Below are 16,696 nucleotides of genomic sequence, written 5' to 3'. Positions count from 1 at the left end.
TTGATGACAACCACAGCAACAGAACATCATAAGATTGAAAGCCTCATTCCGGGTATCGAGTTTGCCAAGGCTATTGAACTGTTTGGAGCTGAAGCAAAGCTTCATAATCTGACACTAGAGGAGGTCACCAGCGAGCACTACCGTGTAAGTTCTCCTGTCGGGCTGGTTGAGTTTCTGAAAGTGGATAGGCAGGCAAAGCTCGTGATCTCTGCATCATCCCAAGATGCACTGCATTTGGTGAAAGAGAGTATTGAGCATCTGATCGGTCACATTGATATAAACATTCCACCTCAGATGGTTTGGAGCGGGGATTTTACAGCAGGCGTTCACCCACCCAATTTTCTTGAAGTTCAGGTTGTCAGAACAGCGGCTTTCAGCTTCAACTTCATACGGGTAACCGTTGTAGCGAAGGGCATTGAGCGCTTCTTTGAAGGTGGGTTGCACTTCCGTCTGTTGTTCTCGAAAAACCTGGGTTTTGAGGCCCGCTGGCCTTATTGGGATGATAAAGGTCGCACAGTCTGGCCTGAGGGCGATCATGAACTGATGCGTCCTGTCTATACAGTCCGTCAATTCGACAGGTCAGCACAGAGCATCGACTTTGACGTCTTCCTGCATGAGGGCGGACCGACAGCGGAGTGGGCTGCTCGTGTCAACGAAGGGGACAAAGTTGGTTTGCTTGGTCCTGGTGGCGGATGGCTTCCTGAAGCTGACTATTTGTTGCTCGCTGGCGATGAAACAGCCATTCCAGCCATTTCACGCATTCTGGAAAGCTCTCCCGCAGACGCAAAAGGCGCGGTGATCATCAGTGTTTCAAAAAAGGGTATGGAAGCGCCAATCCCTTTGCCTGAGACAATGAACCTTGAATGGATCTATCGGGATGCTGATGGTCATGACGGATTGCTTGAAGCCGCAAAGCAGGTAGAAATCCCTGAGGTTCAGGAGGCCTTTCTCTGGTTTGCTGCTGAAAAGAAAACTGCGAAGAAAGCGCGCAAACATTTCCGCAATGAAGTCGGCTTCAAAGCCGACAACTGCTATATCGCGGGGTTTTGGGAAGAGGAATAAGTCTTCCTAAAATCCAAAGAGTTTTGCGCCTTGATAAAACAGGAATGACACCAGCCAAGCATAGCTTAGTGACAAGATCAGCGAGAAACTGGTGAACTGCCAGGACTTGCCTTCGGAGTGCACTGTCGCAATGGTTGTTAGACACGGTGTGTAAAGCAGGCAAAACAGGCAGAAACTGTAAGCTTCCAGCGGTGTGACACTCATCGAAATAGCTTGAGAAACACCGCTGGCAGATAAAGCGTAGATCGTGGACAATGACCCGATGACGATCTCTTTGGCGATGAAACCGAAGATCAGTGCCAGTGTGAGATACGGATTGATGCCGATTGGCTCCATGATCGGCTGAAGCAAAACACCCAGTTGACCGCCATAGGTGCTCAATCCCTCCGCGCCAACTGGCAGGTTCGTCAACAACCAAACCAGAATGCAACCGATGATAATGAAGCGCGAAGCTCTTCTGATGAACTCGCGCACCTCCCCCCAGCCTCTGAGTAAGACCTGTTTGACTGTTGGGATCCGATAAGGGGGTATCTCCAACAAGAAAGGTTCCTGACTCTTGAACTGCTTGGAAAAGCTGAAGATGGCAGCCGTTGAAAAAGCGGCGAGGAAGCTGATCACATAAAAGGAGAATAACACCAGCGCTCCCTTGGAACTGGGAAAGGTGGCGCTGATGATAAACACAAACACAGCAAGGCGCGCAGAGCAGAGCGAAAATGGAATAACAAGCATAGCCAGAAGGCGCAAGGAGCGGGTACGCATGACCCGTGTGCCCATTAATGCGGGTACATTGCAACCGAACCCCATCATTTGCATCACGAAGGCACGCCCATCCAGCCCGACGCGGCGCATCAGAGCATCCATCAAAAAGGCAGCACGCGCCAGATAACCACTGTCTTCAACCGCGGCCATGCAAAAGAAGAAGAGCACAAGAAGCGGCACAAATGATGCGACTGTTGAAAGGCCAAGCCTATGCCATTGATCAGGAAGCTATTGAGCCAGACGGGCGCCCAGGCCAATCCCGGCTCCAGTAGTACGGTTTGTATCCAATCAGCACCTCGGCTCACAAGATCCTGAGAGGGAAGACCGATCTCCCAGATCACGGAGAAGATAACCAGCATGCTGAGGAAGAACATGGGCAGGCCCAGCAGTGGATGCAAGAACAGCTGATCCAGCTTTTCTGTCAGTGTTTTTGGCCAGATTTTTGGAAGGGTTACGCAGCCTTTCAGAGCATCATCGAGCGTTTCCTCGGTCATCAGTGTTTTGAACAGCGAGTCATAGTCCGCCAGAACCGGCTTACTGGCAAAGTCTGAACTCAAACTGTCCGAGACTTGTTTCATGGCGTTGTCAAAGCCGGTGCCGTATTTGGCGCTGATCAAAGCCACCGGCATCTTGAGAGAATCCTGCAACTGCTCAAGATCAAACGTGATACCGAGTTTATGAGCTTCATCACACATGTTGAGCATGACAACAGCGGGTAGCCCTAGTGCCTTCACCTGCAAAGGCATCAGGATCTGTCGTTCAATCTGCGCTGCGTTGATGACGATGATAACCAGATCAATCGGAAATTTCGTCAAGAACCGATTCACAACCGCTTCATCTTCCGATCCGCCTTCCAGATTGTAAATGCCTGGCAGGTCGACATATTCCACGTTTCGCCCTGCCAATGGAACACGGGCGCGCATCACATTAACGGTGATCCCCGGCCAGTTGCCAACGGAGGCACGGGCATTGGTGATGCGATTAAATAGCATGGACTTGCCGGTGTTCGGCTGGCCGATAAGTGCAATTCGTGGGGTACTCTGGGCACCTGCCTCAAGTCGAGGGTTCATCGCCTTTGATCTCCTCCACAACAACGCAACGTGCTTCAGAACGTCGGATCGCAACCTGTGTTACCTGATTGACCCGAAGCAACATCGGGCCGCCCAACCAAGCCAACCGCATAACGCTGACTTCTTTCCCAATATTGATCCCTAGTGCGTTCAGGCGAACGACAAGAGCGCGTCCATCAGATGTTTCCTCGCTCTCGATCTCTCGCACAATAGCTCTGTCGCCTTTGAGAAGATGATCGAGACTGAATGTTTTGGGTGCACTGCTCATGATCTGCTTTTGGGACGTTAGAATGAAGTTGAGGTTTAAACTCATAAATACACAAGCACCTCTCAGCAAACTGGTTAGAAGCGTGTTGCTGCCAACGCGAAAACTTAGCTAAAGCAGAAAACATTGCAGTTGCTCCGTAAGATCTAATTGCGAATAACTTGCAAGTATTGATTGAAAATATGAGTATAATTCTCTAGTTAAAAAATGTTGATTGGTTAGCCAGAGCGACTCGTTCGAGCCAAGCCTTTGAGTGCTAGGTAGAAAATGGCTAACGACAGCAGTGTCCTTATTGCAGGGCAGGCGCGCGCAACTTCACAAAACGAGCAAGGTGATCGTACCGCCCGTTCAGTTATTGTCGTGCTGGCTGGGCTTTATGTAGCTCAAGCTATTCCGGTTTATCTTGTTGCAGCCGCCATGCCAGCGATCTTCCGTGCACAAGGCATCAGCCTCGTCAGTATCGGTTCCATGGCACTTTTGATGCTGCCCTGGGTAATCAAATTCCTCTGGGCGCCAATTGTTGATCGTTATTCCTTCGCTGCCTTTGGAAGACGCCGAAGCTGGATCATCCCGATGCAGCTTATCTCCGTGGGCATCATCACTTACCTTTCAACACTCAATGTCGCCGAGCAACTGCACATCCTGTTTCCATTACTGATGGTTCTGGCGCTGTCCTCCTCTACACAGGACATTGCGACAGATGGCTTTGCCGTTGAACACCTCGCCCCGAAAGACCAGCCCCTTGGCAATGCAGTCCAGGGAGGCAGTGTTGCTGCAGGCGTGCTGATCGGTGGTTCTCTGTCTCTGTTCCTGCATGATCTGTGGGGATGGAGCTTTGCCCTCAAAACAGCTGCTGGCCTGTCATTTCTCACTTTGCTGCCACTGCTTTTCTTCAGAGAAAACCCACGGAAAGACAAAGGTGTCGATGGAGAAAGTAAACCACGGCCATCGATCATCGGATTTGTGAAACGCAACAACACGTTGATGCTGCTGTTCTTTGCACTGCTGTTCCGCCTGCCTGAGGGGCTCGTCAAAGGCGTTGAGCAAGCGTTTCTGGTGGACTTCGGCTTTTCTCTTTCACAGATCGGAATGGTTAGCGGAGGTGCAGCCGCTTGCGTTGGCTTGGGCGGTTCAGCGATTGCTGTGGTGCTGATCAAACGAGCTGGCCTGATGCAGTTCCTCTGGCTTATTGGCACTTTGAGGACTTTGTGTTTCCTCGGCTATGCATCTGTAGCTTTGCTGGACTATCGCGGAGTTGCAGTGCTCGTTGGCCTTTCTGCCGCCAACACCTTCATCCGCTACATGGAAATTGTTGGTCTTTACAGCGCATTCATGCGCGTCAGTTCGCTCAAGCAAGCTGGTACCGACTTCACCATTCTCAGCTGCGCAAATCTATTCGTCTACATGCTGGGTAGTGTAGCTGCTGGCTTTATCGCGCAGCATTCCGGCTACGGCATCCTCTTCTCGCTCGCGACTGTCTGCTCAGTCGCAGGTATTTTGGCGAGCATGCACTTCTTCAAAAAAGCATCCATCGGTAAGGGGCAACAAACTGCCGAAGATGCAGATCTTTCAACAACATCACCGATAAAAACTTAGGGGGCAATATGAAACGCGTCGCTATGGGGAGCAAGGGCTCCCTCGCGCGAGTGCTGCTATGCACCGTCGCACCTTTCGCACTGTTTCAAACAGCATCCATCGCAACCGCACAGGATGCCATTGAAGACGACACCGACCTAACCGTCGTCGTAACCGCCAGCCGCACCGAGGAATCCATCTCCTCCATTCCAGGTACTGTGCAGGTGATCTCCGGCGAAGAACTGCAACAAGCTGTTGCTGCGAACGGAGATATCACGACAGCTTTAGGACGTTATGTGCCGGGGTTGAATCTCAGCAATGATACACTCAGTGGATTGGGGGAAACCTTCCGCGGGCGCTCACTACAAGTTTTGGTCAATGGTAGTCCACGTACATCTTCTCTGCGTAAAGTAAATCGTGTGTTGAGCCTCATTGATGCAGACAGCATTGAGCGCATTGAGATTATCAATGGCGCAAGCGCTGTGTATGGTGACGGCGGTACAGGCGGTATCATCAATGTCATCACCAAGAGTGCGGATAAAGAGGGCTTCAGTGGGTCTTTCTCTACGACCATCTCTGCAAGTGAGCGCAATGTTAAAGATAGTGCGCATGTGCTCACGAGTGTTGAGGCTGGATACCGGAAAGATGGCAAGAGCATTCAACTGAATGGTCAGTTCAAGAACACGGGTGATTTGTTTGCCGGAAACGGCACGCGCGTACCAGAAGATCCGGCAACTGGGCAGGGTGGTGGCTCTGGTCTCGAGCAATACAATATCTCTGGTCGTGTTGGGTTTGAGGCTGAACGGTTTGATGTCTCAATTTACGCGAACCTGCTTAAAATGGAGCAGGACATCGAGTTTTACTCTGACTTCACATCAGATCCGGTTTCTCAAGACATCAGCTCTTCTTACAAGGGCCTAAGCCCGATGGAAGACGCAAAGAACCTGACTGTGACGTTAAATGTCTACGATCTCGGGCTTCTCGGCGATGCCAATATCGAGCTTTTTTACAATGACACTGAAAGACGTTCGGCTTTGGTTCCCTTAAGTGATGCTAATCCGTTCACTTATTCTCCAGATCCAGACCGTTCTCAAAACTCAGTATTCATGAAGCAAGTTGGAGTTCGTACCACATTTGATCGCGATCTCAGTAACCTCTACGAAGGGCTGGAGTTCAGCTACGGGGGCGACTTTACCTACGAAGATGTAACGCAGAAGCTACCTGATGGTCGAGACATCATGGGCCCAATGGAGCAAAACTCCTTTGCGGTCTTTGGGCAGCTCAAAGTCCCTGTCGGAGAGATGTTCGAACTGCGTGGTGGCCTTCGTTATCAGCGCTATGATCTAAGCGTGGGTGATTATACCCGTCCGTCAGGTCAAATTAAGTATCCAGGCTTTCCGATCTTAGATGTACCTGAAGCAAATGTGAAAGGGGGAGATGCTGTTTATGATGCTACAGTTTTTAACTTAGGCGGTGTCATGCACGTCTCGGATGAGTTAGACCTTTTTGCAGGCTTCTCCCAAGGGTATTCTGTACCTGATATAGGTGGTTTCACGCGCCGTGCAGTTGATTATGAATTCAAAGCCCCGCTAGCAGACATAAGAAATCCTCTCGTTACGCTTGACCCAGCGCTGGGTATTAATCGATTAGATCCAAATACTTGGGTGGAGTGGGAGACTGAGTTCAATTTCTCTGACTTACAGCCTGAGGCAGCCATCGTAAATAATTATGAAATCGGCGGGCGCTTCAACAATGGTAAATATTCAGTAGCAACTTCTGTCTTCCTTTCTACAACGGACAAAGGATTAACTTTTAACCCAGCTGCGAGTGCTTTAACGCAGCGAAAAGAGCGCATCTGGGGCGCTGAGTTAAATGCAAGAGCAGTGATCGATGCCAATTGGAGCCTTGGAACTATTCTTGCCTACAAAGAAGGCGTTTATGACTATGACGAGGATGGCGACCTTGACGATGCGTTGCCTAATAATCGCATTGGTTCCCCATTCCAGGCGACTCTTTATACAGACTACCGCTTTGAGAATGGCGTGAGTCTTCATGGTGAAGCAATCTACGGCTCCGGGCGAAATGTTGATGATGGGAACCCGCAGTCAGAAGATCTAAAGCTAAAACAGACATTCACGGTTAATGCTGGCGCAAAATACGCTGCAGACTTTGGAACTGTAAAATTTGGTATAGAAAATGTGTTTGACACCAAGCAGACCAATGTAACAGCAAGCTCCGGCCGCAACCGAAACGTCCTAGCCGAAGGTCGCCGCGTCTTCTTGCAATACACCAAGACGTTTTAAGTTATGCAAATGTGAGGCAGGGCTCTGCTCTGCCTCTTGCTTCGGGATTGAAGAGTGATGAGTTCACGCGATCGTTAGTTCACCTAGGGCTCTTGCTTGTCTTCGTTAATTAAGAAAGTAAATGGTGCCGGCAGCAGGGATCGAACCCGCGACCCCCTGATTACAAGTTGCAATTTACAACTCACCGTCACTTGCACTCTACTACGATTCAGTACTATGAATCAATGAGTTGTAGAAAATTATTTGCCTCTGCCTACCTTGCATTTCGCCGTGAAACTCGTACATTTGCTTACAATATGCTGACAAGAAACGGTAGGCATAGCGCAAGCGATCTGTAAGGGGATGAGGCTGTGTTTTGCACATGGCCTTAAGAGAAGCCCAAAAGGTTGTCACAAGCTGTCAGGCCGTCAGAAACAGCAGCATTCGGGGACTAATTTTAACTTCTATTTTCGCATGTGGGGCGGTTCTTGTCATGGGCCGTCAGCGGGAGAGTTTTGTCTGATGCCCAATGTCACGAAACGGACGGTCGATGCAGCCAAGCCAACGACGAAGAAGTACTTCGTCTGGGACGGTAAGCTCTCGGGATTTGGGCTGCAGGTGATGCCAACCGGACGCAAAACCTTCATTGTTCAATATCGCACACTAGAAGGGCGGTCTCGCCGGATGACCCTCGGAAAATACGGGGAGCTAACACCAGATCAGGCGAGGGGGCAGGCTGTCGATGTTCTGGCCAAGGTGCGTAATGGGGAAGATCCAACCGTTAATCGCAAGATCATTCGTAATGCGCCGACGGTTGATGATCTGCTGGACATGTACCTGAGCGAACATGTTGAGGTGCACAATAAGCCCAAGTCTCTTGTTGAGATCAGGCGAATTCTGGAGCGCTGTGTGAGGAAGCCTTTGGGCAAAGCTAAGCTAGCTTCAGTCACCCGGCAGGATATCTCCAAGCTTCATCGTTCTATGCGCAGAACTCCGCGACAAGCAAATCATGTGCTGGCGATCATCTCCAAGGCGTTCAATCTCGCTGAGGTGTGGGGCTTGAGGCCTGAGCACAGCAACCCTGTGCGGTTGGTGAAGCGTTACAAAGAAAATGAGCGCGACCGGTTCTTATCCGGTGATGAGTTACAGCGCTTGGGTAAGACGTTGGAGCTTGCGGAGAAGGAGGGGCTTCCATGGATCATCAAGGCTAGCCCAGAGAACCACAAGCACTTGCGCCACGATATTGAAAAGCGCCGGACACCTGTGAACCCCATGGCGCTCTACTGCCTTAAGCTACTCCTCTACACAGGTGCGCGGCTGATGGAGATCGCTTCTCTTGAATGGAAGCATGTGGACTTTGAAGAGGGGGCAATTGCCTTACCTTCCAAGAAAGGGGATGGCCGCAAACCTCATCCTGTGAGTGGGAATGTGCTGGACATCCTCTCCGACATACCGCGTCTGGATGGCTCTCCCTATGTGCTTGCCCGCATCAATGATCCCACACGGCATATTACAAAAGAGCTGGTGGAAAATGCATGGCAGCGTGTGCGCCATCATGCAGATATTCCAGATGTGCGCATCCACGATCTACGCCACACAGTGGGCACCTTTGCCGCGCAATCAGGAAGTAATGCTTTCCTTATCAGTCACCTCTTGCGCCACCGCAACGTGACCATCACCAACCGCTATGTGAACCATGATGCTCACCCCATTCGTGTGCTATCGGAGACTGTGGGAGAGCGGATCGAGGCGGGGCTGAAGGGAGGGGAGTAGAATTCCATAGCCGCTGTATTTGAGCATGCAGATGATTGGGAGAACTGCATGTTTCAGTAAGAAATTGCTGTCGTTTGCCCTAACACGGTGCATTGCCTGCAAAAGTGAATTCTCAATTTCAGGTCAATTTCTTTCCGGTCCTTGCTGAGTGTCTCGCCCGTCACTTGCCCCGTTGGCACCTAGAGTCATCTAGCGGACCTTTGCGGTCATTCGCTGCAGCTGCGAAGAGCTGTATGGTAAATGATTTCACCTAGGATTACGGTGAAAAAGCAGGCATTTCTTGTGTTTAAGGGTAGCCTGCGATGACCTTGATTAAACCCACTCGCTCAATGAGTTCGCGGGTTTTTTGTTGTCTATTCTTCGGCTTACTCAAATGGGCGGTATGCAGGGGAACGCAAAATAATTTTGGAAGACCGCTTCTATACTTTCTGCCGAATGAACTCAAAAACTGGGCGAAAAACTTCAAAATAGGCGCTATCTAGTCGAGGTATGACGTCGGAAGCAAATCGTTCTTTTTGTGCATCAGCTTTGATTGTGATTTTTGTACCACCACCGGCGACAGGTTGTTCTTCGAAGAATTCATCGGTGAGAGGGTCGCCATAAAACAGGTGCTCGATTTCGCACAAAGCATCACCTTCAAAGCTTGTATTGTTATCAAGATCAAGGACGACTTGTTGCCTTATCCGTTCATTTTCAGGAACTGGCAGCATAATCGCATATGCATTATGTTCGTTTAGTTTTTTGGTAAGTCCTTGAACAAGAGAATGTACCTCCTGATCACCGCGAATGCTATTCCACTGTTCGTAGGCTTTGTCAAAATCAAACATGCCGAAGACTGGTTTACCATCCATCTCACGATGTATACGCGGGTCTTGTATGAGTTGTTTCAAATACGAGCAGCTAAATCCGTAGAATGGGATGAATGGCATTTCGTCATCGAAGAGGCGCTGCCACGCTTCTTTGATGATGATTGGATCGATATGTCCTTCTGTGAAGAGGATAGGCTTTGCGTTAAATTGGATAGCATTAATAATGCTTAATAGCTGATCCTTTTCTGTGTATTTGATTAAGTTCTCGCTTAGTTTTCTTATTGCAACGTGCTTTGGCAGATAATAGCTTTTTGCGTTGCCGTTTTTGATATCAAAATAGCCGATTTTCTCTTTTGCGTGCTTAATCAAGGTCACAGCACTATGACTACTGAGCAGGACGTGGTTAGTTTCAGCAGCGTCAGTTCCTGCTATATCTGATACTTGCTCTAAAAAGCCGAATTGCCATTCTGGGTGGAGGAAAGAGTCTGGCTCATCTAGAAGTGTTATACAGTTCCGATCTTTGAATAGTTCTGAAATTGCGTATATGTACACAGACTGAAATTGGCCATCACTAAAGTCTTGAACGTTAATTGGTCGCCCATCGCTCAATCCAATCGGAATTGATAGAGACTCTAACATTCCGAGGGTTTTCAGATTATCCAACATTCGGAATAAGTCTGATGAGGTTTCCTCGGCGAACTCTTCCTGGAACAGGTTTAGGTCAATTGCAATTTCGTAGTGATTTGTGGTTCGTTCAAAGATTGAGTCTCGCGTATAATCACCTTTAACGCAATTCAGAAGCCTTTCAACGAAGGTTAGAGAAACACCTTGCGCACCCCATAAGAAACTAGTGATATCACCGGTCTCGACAGGAATATGCTGAAAACTCGGGGGTGACAGCCTAAGACGAGCAGTTCCCCCGGTAACAGAGATTCCTAGCTTATTAATTACAAATTGTCGGGCTGGGGAGTCCCCTGGTTGGAGCAACAAGATAGTTAACAAGATTTCTTTGTATTCAATGCCGATATTGATGAACTCTCGGGCTTCATCTCCGGTCCAGCTTTTGTTCCGGCGCGCAAAAGCTTTCGCATATTTATCGACCGTCTTATCAATTACATCGCTATGTCCAGAATAGTAAACAATCACATTTTCAGGAGTTTGGACGTTTCCAATCGTTGCGCGTTTCTTGCCATTAACCTCAAGTTCCCCCAGCCTACGATTAAGGTGAACTTCCTCTTCGCCAATCAGGTAACGCAATTCAAAGTCGAAGTTGATCTCTGAGCGTCTCTTTTTAGATTGGAACATGAAATTAAAGATTTCTACGAGAGCTTCGAAAAAATTTGATTTACCGGTTCCGTTTTTCCCGACGAAGATTTCGAGAAAGTTGTCTCCATCAAAGGTGAGGGTGAAATCTCGGAGGTTTTTGTACTCGCTGATCCAAATTGATTTAAGGCGCATTTGACAAATTGATGTTTGAGGTAAGTTGGTCTGCGATCAGGCTTCTTAATTTGTTGGCTTTAGGTATAGCGCCTCTCAGGTTTTTACATGCAGTGAGGAGCTCATCAACTTTAATCATGATTTTTTCTTGCTCAACTAAAGGGGGTAGAATAATTGGTGCACCCTTCAGCTTGTCCTGTGAGATATTCATTTGGCTACTTGCCATGCCTGACTTCATGCTTTCCAAGTAGTCAGCCGCGTTTCCTACATTTAGAGACAGCGCAATAAAACGCGGTGAAACTTCGGTCTCAACCACGCTAAATCTAATAATTTTATCCGATATCATCAGGCGAGGACGAGTTCCTTCTACGGAACAACAAATAGCCACGCGGTTTCTAGGTCCTGCACGTGTGATAAGAACATCGCCTGCCTTAACTTCGTATTGCTCTTTCGGCGAAAGCCGATCTGGCAAGACTTTGTTCTCGTACTGCCTGTATTCTAAAGATTGGACTGCTGTTGTTTTGAGAACGCCCCATGTTTCGTCATTGGGGCTAGGATCGACCGGACAGTTCGGGCTCCAACCTGCATCCATTGTCATAAGGAGATCCTGTAAACGACAGTGAATCCAGCCTCGTGGAAGCTTCTGAGGGATGTGCTTTTCTTCTAGCTTTGGTAGTTTTTTGGGCTTTATTGCACGTTTTGCCTTGATCAATTTGTCCTTATTAGAACGTATACGCTGAAGAAAAAGCTCTGAATCTTCTTCTTCACTCTGCGGTACCAATCGGCCAGATGCGCCAAGTTCTAGGATCGTTCGCTCCAACCGGTCAACACTCTCCTCAGATGTAAACAGAATGTCAAAGTGGTCTTCGAGGCGGGACCAGTTCTCGCGCAATGCTTCTGGAGTCTCGCTGTTCACAAGTGCAGCGAGGCATGTTTCTACAAGCGTTTGATGAGCTTTGATGCTGTCTTGGGTTTGGCGCTCCAGTTCATCGCATAGTCCCATCAGCTCATTTACCTTGGCAACTATTCGTTTTTGCTCGGAAAGAGGAGGAACTGCTATGGAAAGTGCATAAGCATCGTTTCGGTTCAGCCCTGGTTTGATTCCTTTCCCAAGTTTACTCAAGCCAAGAGTAGAAAACAAAACTATGCAATACTGGATATCGACGCCCTGTGGAGGAACGCACGAATAGGCGACGTCTGTTACCCAACAACCTTCGGAAAGACTAAGATTCACTGCGCCTGCTGAGCCCTTACGACCGACCACGACACAAGGATTGAAAACGCAGGCAGAGTGGTGAGTTCCCACTACTCCGTTAGATCCGAAGACTGGAAACTCGCCACTTTGAGAACGGGCCTTGGCTGGCAAATTGTCTCCATATTCCAGCGTAAAAAAGTCGCCAAACTTGGCTTCAGTCCAATTCTTTGGGGCGGTAAAGGCAAGTGGTTGATCGTCGGTATTTCTTTTTTTTCTTTCTAAGTTGGTTGGCCGAGGGCCGTTGCCGTCAGATTCATACTGTTGCGTCAGCTTTCCTTGTATCGCAAACCTTTGTATTAACTCTCGAAGTTTCGTTAGCCCGTAAAGGTCTATCACGCTGTTACTGCGACGGCCTGCCCCAGACTTCATTTCTGATGCAGTGCTCCAAATATCTATGGATTCTATCATTGGGCTGCGTAAATGTGTCACTTGCGCGTTCCGTTCAAAGCGTCTGAAAGGAGCAATTTTAATTTGTCGCGTAAATTCTGTATGTCATTCTGCGTGTTTTGGTAAGCCTCTAGGAGATGCATAGGATCTAAATCCTCGTCTTCGACCTCATGAGGGTTTTTCAGGTCAAAGTTGTAGTTACAGGCTGCAAGATATTCTGCGCTTACTTTCCAGGCATGTGGTGTTTCTTTACGAGCTTTAAAACCGTCCGCTTCATCTCCCCACCAGTCGATTTCGGGTTGGAACTCCTCAAACCGCATTGGCTTTGTCTTACTGTAGTTGCTAACGCCTTCTGGGTAAGGGTGTTCATAAAACCATATGTTCTTAGTTGGTTCCCCTTTGGTGAAGAAAAGAATGTTGGTCTTAATGCCTGTGTACGGATTAAAGACGCCCTTTGGTAAACGGACGACAGTGTGGAGGTTACACTCTTCTAGCAACTCGCGCTTAAGGTTGGTCTTAACACCTTCGCCGAATAGGAAGCCATCCGGGAGGACGACAGCACCGCGTCCATGCTTTTTCAACCGGCGCTTAATTACTGCTATGAAAAGGTCAGCCGTCTCGCGGGTTCTATATGTTGCCGGGAAGTTCTTTTCGATACCATCTTCTTCAATGCCACCGAAAGGTGGATTGGATACAATCACATTGACGCGGTCTTTTTCAGAGATGCCAGTGTAAGGTTTGCTCAGCGTGTTATCGAGAGCTATATGGCGTGGGGTGTCAATTCCGTGCAGGATCATATTTGTGATGCACAGCATGAAGGGGAGGGGCTTTTTCTCAACGCCTCTGATTGTCTTGGCTAGAACATCATTATCGCTACGTGTTTTGACATAGTGCTCTTTTTTGTGGTCAATCGTACATGTGAGAAAGCCGCCTGTGCCGCAGGCGGGATCAAGCACGGTTTCATCAAGTTGGGGATCCACGCGGTTTACAATAAATTTGGTGACAGCACGTGGGGTATAAAATTCACCGGAATTTCCCGCGCTTTGCAGATCTTTCAAGATTTGCTCGTAAATCCCGCCGAAGGTGTGCCAGTCGCCAGAATTGTTAAAGTCAATTTCATTAATCTTGTTGATGACCTGGCGCAGTAGGGTGCCCGATTTCATATAGTTGTAGGCATCTGCAAAAACATGCTGGACTACCTGGGCCTGTTCACGGCGCGGGCTATTTAGAAACTCTTGCGATTTGAGCTTGGGAAACAGTGTGTTCTGAACGAAGTCGTAAAGTTCTTCTCCAGTATTGCCTTCTTTGTTTGCCGCCCAATTTCGCCAGCGAAGAGGCTCAGGTATCGGAGATTGGAAGTCGTCTTCGACTAACTCCAGCTCGGCCTCTCGGTCATCGAGAATTTTTAGGAAAAACATCCAGACCATCTGACCAATGCGTTGTGCGTCACCGTCAACGCCAACATCTTTGCGCATGATGTCCTGAATAGCTTTGATAACGCTGGAAATGTTTCCCATCAGCCGCTTGCCTGCCTATACAGTTCTTCTTCGAGGTCCCTTATGGCCTCTTCATAATTTACCTTGCCCCCAAAAACGCCTTTTATGATCTCGACCGGACTGCCGATTTCATTAAACGGATGCATTCTCAGAACTCGGGCATCTTCGATTGCCTGAATACCTTCATCTGCATACTTGTCCAATAGTGCTGCTAGCACCTTGCGGGCCTGTTCACCGTATTTAGTAAAGTAGTCTCTTTTTTTCACGTTGTTGGCACGTTCAGCACGAGTTAGGGGCGGCTGGTCATAGGCCACATGAAGAAGTAGATCGAAGTCACCGAAGTCCTTTCCCACCTCTTGTTCAAGGTTCTCCAGCAGAACACCGCATTCTTCGAGCTCAGCAATGATCACGGCTTTTTTATCTGCCTCATTCCATCTGTTGATGAAATCATTGAGAGAAGAGAACTCGTTTTGTACCTGCTTTTTGGCAAAGTCCTTATATGACTCGGTAATGAGTTCTCCGTCAGGATCTAAATAGCTAACGCGTTCTGCAATGATATTTACATCGACCCCGCTGACACGGAACTTTTTTATTCCGCCCAGTGGTGGATCCCCTCCTCCTCCTCCCTCGCCGTCATCTTCTGGGTCTTCTGGGTCTGGTGGCTCTGGAGGGTCGTCATCTTCAGGTTGATAGATCACCACTGGATCGCCATCGAACTTTGGATCTTTGAAGAGCTCGGTAGCCTTCTTGAAATCCATAATGGTGAAGTAGTATTTTCCATGTTCTTCATCGACACGGGTACCCCGACCAATCATCTGTTTAAAGATAGAAAGCGAGCAAACAGTTCTATCGATGACAATTAGCTTGCAGGTTTTTGCGTCTACTCCAGTCGTGAGTAGTTTGGACGTAGTCGCAATTACAGGAAACTTGCTTTCGGGATCGATAAAATTGTCAAGTTCAGCTTTACCTTCTGGGCTATCACCAGTGATGCGCATAACATATTTGGGATTGTCTAGAGCGAGCTTGCCTGCGGCATTGACGATGGCCCTTCGCATACGTTCCGCATGATCAATATCTTCGCAAAAAATAATCGTTTTGCTGAAGGGGTCTGTTGCCTTTAGAAGCTTCATGACTCGCTCTGCGACGAGCGTGGTGCGCTTGTTAAGGACCAAGATTCGATCCATATCCTTTTGATTGTATTTCCGCTCTTCAATCTCTTCACCAAGGTCATCAACGGCACCAGGTGGAGGGTTCCAGCCTTCAATATCTTTGTCGATATCAATTCTCACTACTTTATAAGGTGCTAAGAAACCATCTTCGATGCCTTGTTTAAGGCTGTAGGTGTAAACTGCTTTGCCGAAGTACGTGCTATTTGATACAAACCTTGTTTCTTTTGGGGTCGCTGTAAGGCCGATCTGAGTGGCGGAGTTGAAGTATTCCAAAATCTCCCTCCAAGCGGCATCTTCAGCGGCACTACCTCGATGACACTCATCAACTACGATCAGATCGAAAAAATCGGGCGATACCGTTTTGAAAATTTTATCTTTTTCTTCTGTGCCTGTCAGGGCTTGATATAATCCTAGATGGATTTCGTAAGCGGGATCAATTTCTCGCCCAGAAATTTTTTTCATCTTTCCAGAGAACGGTTTGAAATCGTTAACTAGGGTTTGGTCCACCAAAATATTTCGATCAGCTAAAAATAGAATTCGCTTTGCGGCCCCGGCTTGCCAAAGCCGCCAGATAATTTGGAAAGTCGTGTAAGTTTTACCTGTTCCGGTAGCCATTACCAGAAGTACACGATTTTGCCCTTTAGATATTGCTTCTACAGTTCGGTTAATCGCTTCTGCTTGATAATATCTTGGTTCTTTTCCCGAGCCATCGCTGAAATAAGGCTCTGAAATTAAGTCCTGTCGAGTGTTTTCTAGGCCCATGTCTCGCTTATAGCGCTCCCACAATGCCTCAGGGGTGGGGAAATTATCCATTTGGATAGTCTGTTCGATTAGCTCCCCCGCCAATGGGCAATTGTTGTGCTCCTCAAAAGCGTCACCATTCGTACTATAGGCAGATGGAACTTCTAGGATCTCAGCGTATCCAAGAGCCTGTTGCATCCCTTGCCCAGGTTCATGGTTGTTGTCTTTCGCTTCGACTACAGCAATGGGTTGCGACAGCTGCCAGTATAGAACGTAGTCCGCATATTTCTTCTTTTTACTGTTTCGTGAAGAGACATTGCCTCGAACGATGATTGGGCCCGGCGTCAATGTGACTTCACGGCGTATTTGCTTATATGGATCCCAACCAGAATTTTTTATTGCTGGAGTAATGTATAGGTCGCAAATGTCGCTCTCTGAGAGCTTCTTTTTTTCTTCCTTGGTAAGCATTGGAATCGGCCCGCAGTCTCTGACGTCTCAACAGCATCAATAATTACATCAAAAAGTTACATGTATTATCTTTTCAATCATTTGGCGGGAATTTGCAAATCTTATACGATCTACATTGTTGGCCTCAATAAATTTTTTTCAGCAATGT

The 16,696-nt window shown here is 48.1% G+C and carries 11 protein-coding genes; 4 read left to right on the top strand and 7 right to left on the bottom strand.

What is annotated here, in order from left to right:
• The first annotated feature begins 3 nt into the window (after positions 1-3).
• The gene (locus tag PsAD26_RS21610; protein ID WP_063312091.1) at positions 4-1,062 is read left to right on the top strand and encodes a siderophore-interacting protein; all 1,059 of its coding nucleotides are present in this window, start codon (positions 4-6) and stop codon (positions 1,060-1,062) included.
• 6 nt (positions 1,063-1,068) lie between these two features.
• Here the strand turns inward: PsAD26_RS21610 and PsAD26_RS30065 are convergent, their stop codons facing one another.
• From PsAD26_RS30065 to PsAD26_RS21600, 3 genes are read right to left on the bottom strand one after another with little or no spacing between them, the layout of a single operon-like run.
• A complete protein-coding gene (locus PsAD26_RS30065) occupies positions 1,069-1,971 on the bottom strand; it encodes a ferrous iron transporter B (protein ID WP_244278296.1) in 903 nt (300 codons plus the stop codon).
• Positions 1,923-2,891: a FeoB small GTPase domain-containing protein gene (locus tag PsAD26_RS30060; protein ID WP_208985798.1), complete on the bottom strand. Its 969-nt coding sequence runs from the start codon at positions 2,889-2,891 to the stop codon at positions 1,923-1,925. The genes PsAD26_RS30065 and PsAD26_RS30060 overlap by 49 nt, the downstream gene beginning before the upstream one ends.
• The gene (locus PsAD26_RS21600) at positions 2,875-3,204 is read right to left on the bottom strand and encodes a FeoA family protein (RefSeq protein ID WP_063312090.1); all 330 of its coding nucleotides are present in this window, start codon (positions 3,202-3,204) and stop codon (positions 2,875-2,877) included. Before PsAD26_RS21600 ends, PsAD26_RS30060 begins: the two co-directional genes overlap by 17 nt.
• A gap of 219 nt (positions 3,205-3,423) precedes the next feature.
• Between PsAD26_RS21600 and PsAD26_RS21595 the strand changes: the two genes are divergently transcribed.
• The 3 genes from PsAD26_RS21595 (at position 3,424) to PsAD26_RS21585 (ending at position 8,786) form a co-directional block, all read left to right on the top strand.
• On the top strand, positions 3,424-4,752 hold the full coding sequence (locus tag PsAD26_RS21595) for an MFS transporter (protein WP_063312089.1): 1,329 nt from the start codon (positions 3,424-3,426) through the stop codon (positions 4,750-4,752).
• An 8-nt stretch (positions 4,753-4,760) separates the two neighbouring features.
• Complete coding sequence (locus PsAD26_RS21590) at positions 4,761-7,034, top strand: TonB-dependent receptor (protein ID WP_208985797.1); 2,274 nt, start codon at positions 4,761-4,763, stop codon at positions 7,032-7,034.
• A gap of 501 nt (positions 7,035-7,535) precedes the next feature.
• Positions 7,536-8,786: a site-specific integrase gene (locus PsAD26_RS21585; protein ID WP_063312088.1), complete on the top strand. Its 1,251-nt coding sequence runs from the start codon at positions 7,536-7,538 to the stop codon at positions 8,784-8,786.
• Positions 8,787-9,205: 419 nt separating this feature from the next.
• Here PsAD26_RS21585 and PsAD26_RS21580 read toward each other — a convergent pair whose 3' ends face one another.
• From PsAD26_RS21580 to PsAD26_RS21565, 4 genes are read right to left on the bottom strand one after another with little or no spacing between them, the layout of a single operon-like run.
• Positions 9,206-11,053 carry an AAA family ATPase gene (locus tag PsAD26_RS21580; protein ID WP_063312087.1) on the bottom strand — a complete coding sequence of 616 codons (1,848 nt, stop codon included), beginning with the start codon at positions 11,051-11,053 and terminating at the stop codon, positions 9,206-9,208.
• Complete coding sequence (locus PsAD26_RS21575) at positions 11,043-12,716, bottom strand: restriction endonuclease subunit S (RefSeq protein ID WP_153041549.1); 1,674 nt, start codon at positions 12,714-12,716, stop codon at positions 11,043-11,045. The genes PsAD26_RS21580 and PsAD26_RS21575 overlap by 11 nt, the downstream gene beginning before the upstream one ends.
• Positions 12,713-14,191, bottom strand: coding sequence for a class I SAM-dependent DNA methyltransferase (locus PsAD26_RS21570; protein ID WP_063312085.1), 1,479 nt, complete (start codon positions 14,189-14,191; stop codon positions 12,713-12,715). The genes PsAD26_RS21575 and PsAD26_RS21570 overlap by 4 nt, the downstream gene beginning before the upstream one ends.
• Positions 14,191-16,548, bottom strand: coding sequence for a DEAD/DEAH box helicase family protein (locus tag PsAD26_RS21565; RefSeq protein ID WP_063312084.1), 2,358 nt, complete (start codon positions 16,546-16,548; stop codon positions 14,191-14,193). Before PsAD26_RS21565 ends, PsAD26_RS21570 begins: the two co-directional genes overlap by 1 nt.
• Positions 16,549-16,696: the final 148 nt, after the last annotated feature.

Origin of the sequence: Pseudovibrio sp. Ad26, assembly GCF_001623285.1 — a bacterium.
Taxonomy (GTDB): domain Bacteria; phylum Pseudomonadota; class Alphaproteobacteria; order Rhizobiales; family Stappiaceae; genus Pseudovibrio; species Pseudovibrio ascidiaceicola.
This window is presented reverse-complemented; position numbering and strand designations above follow the sequence as displayed.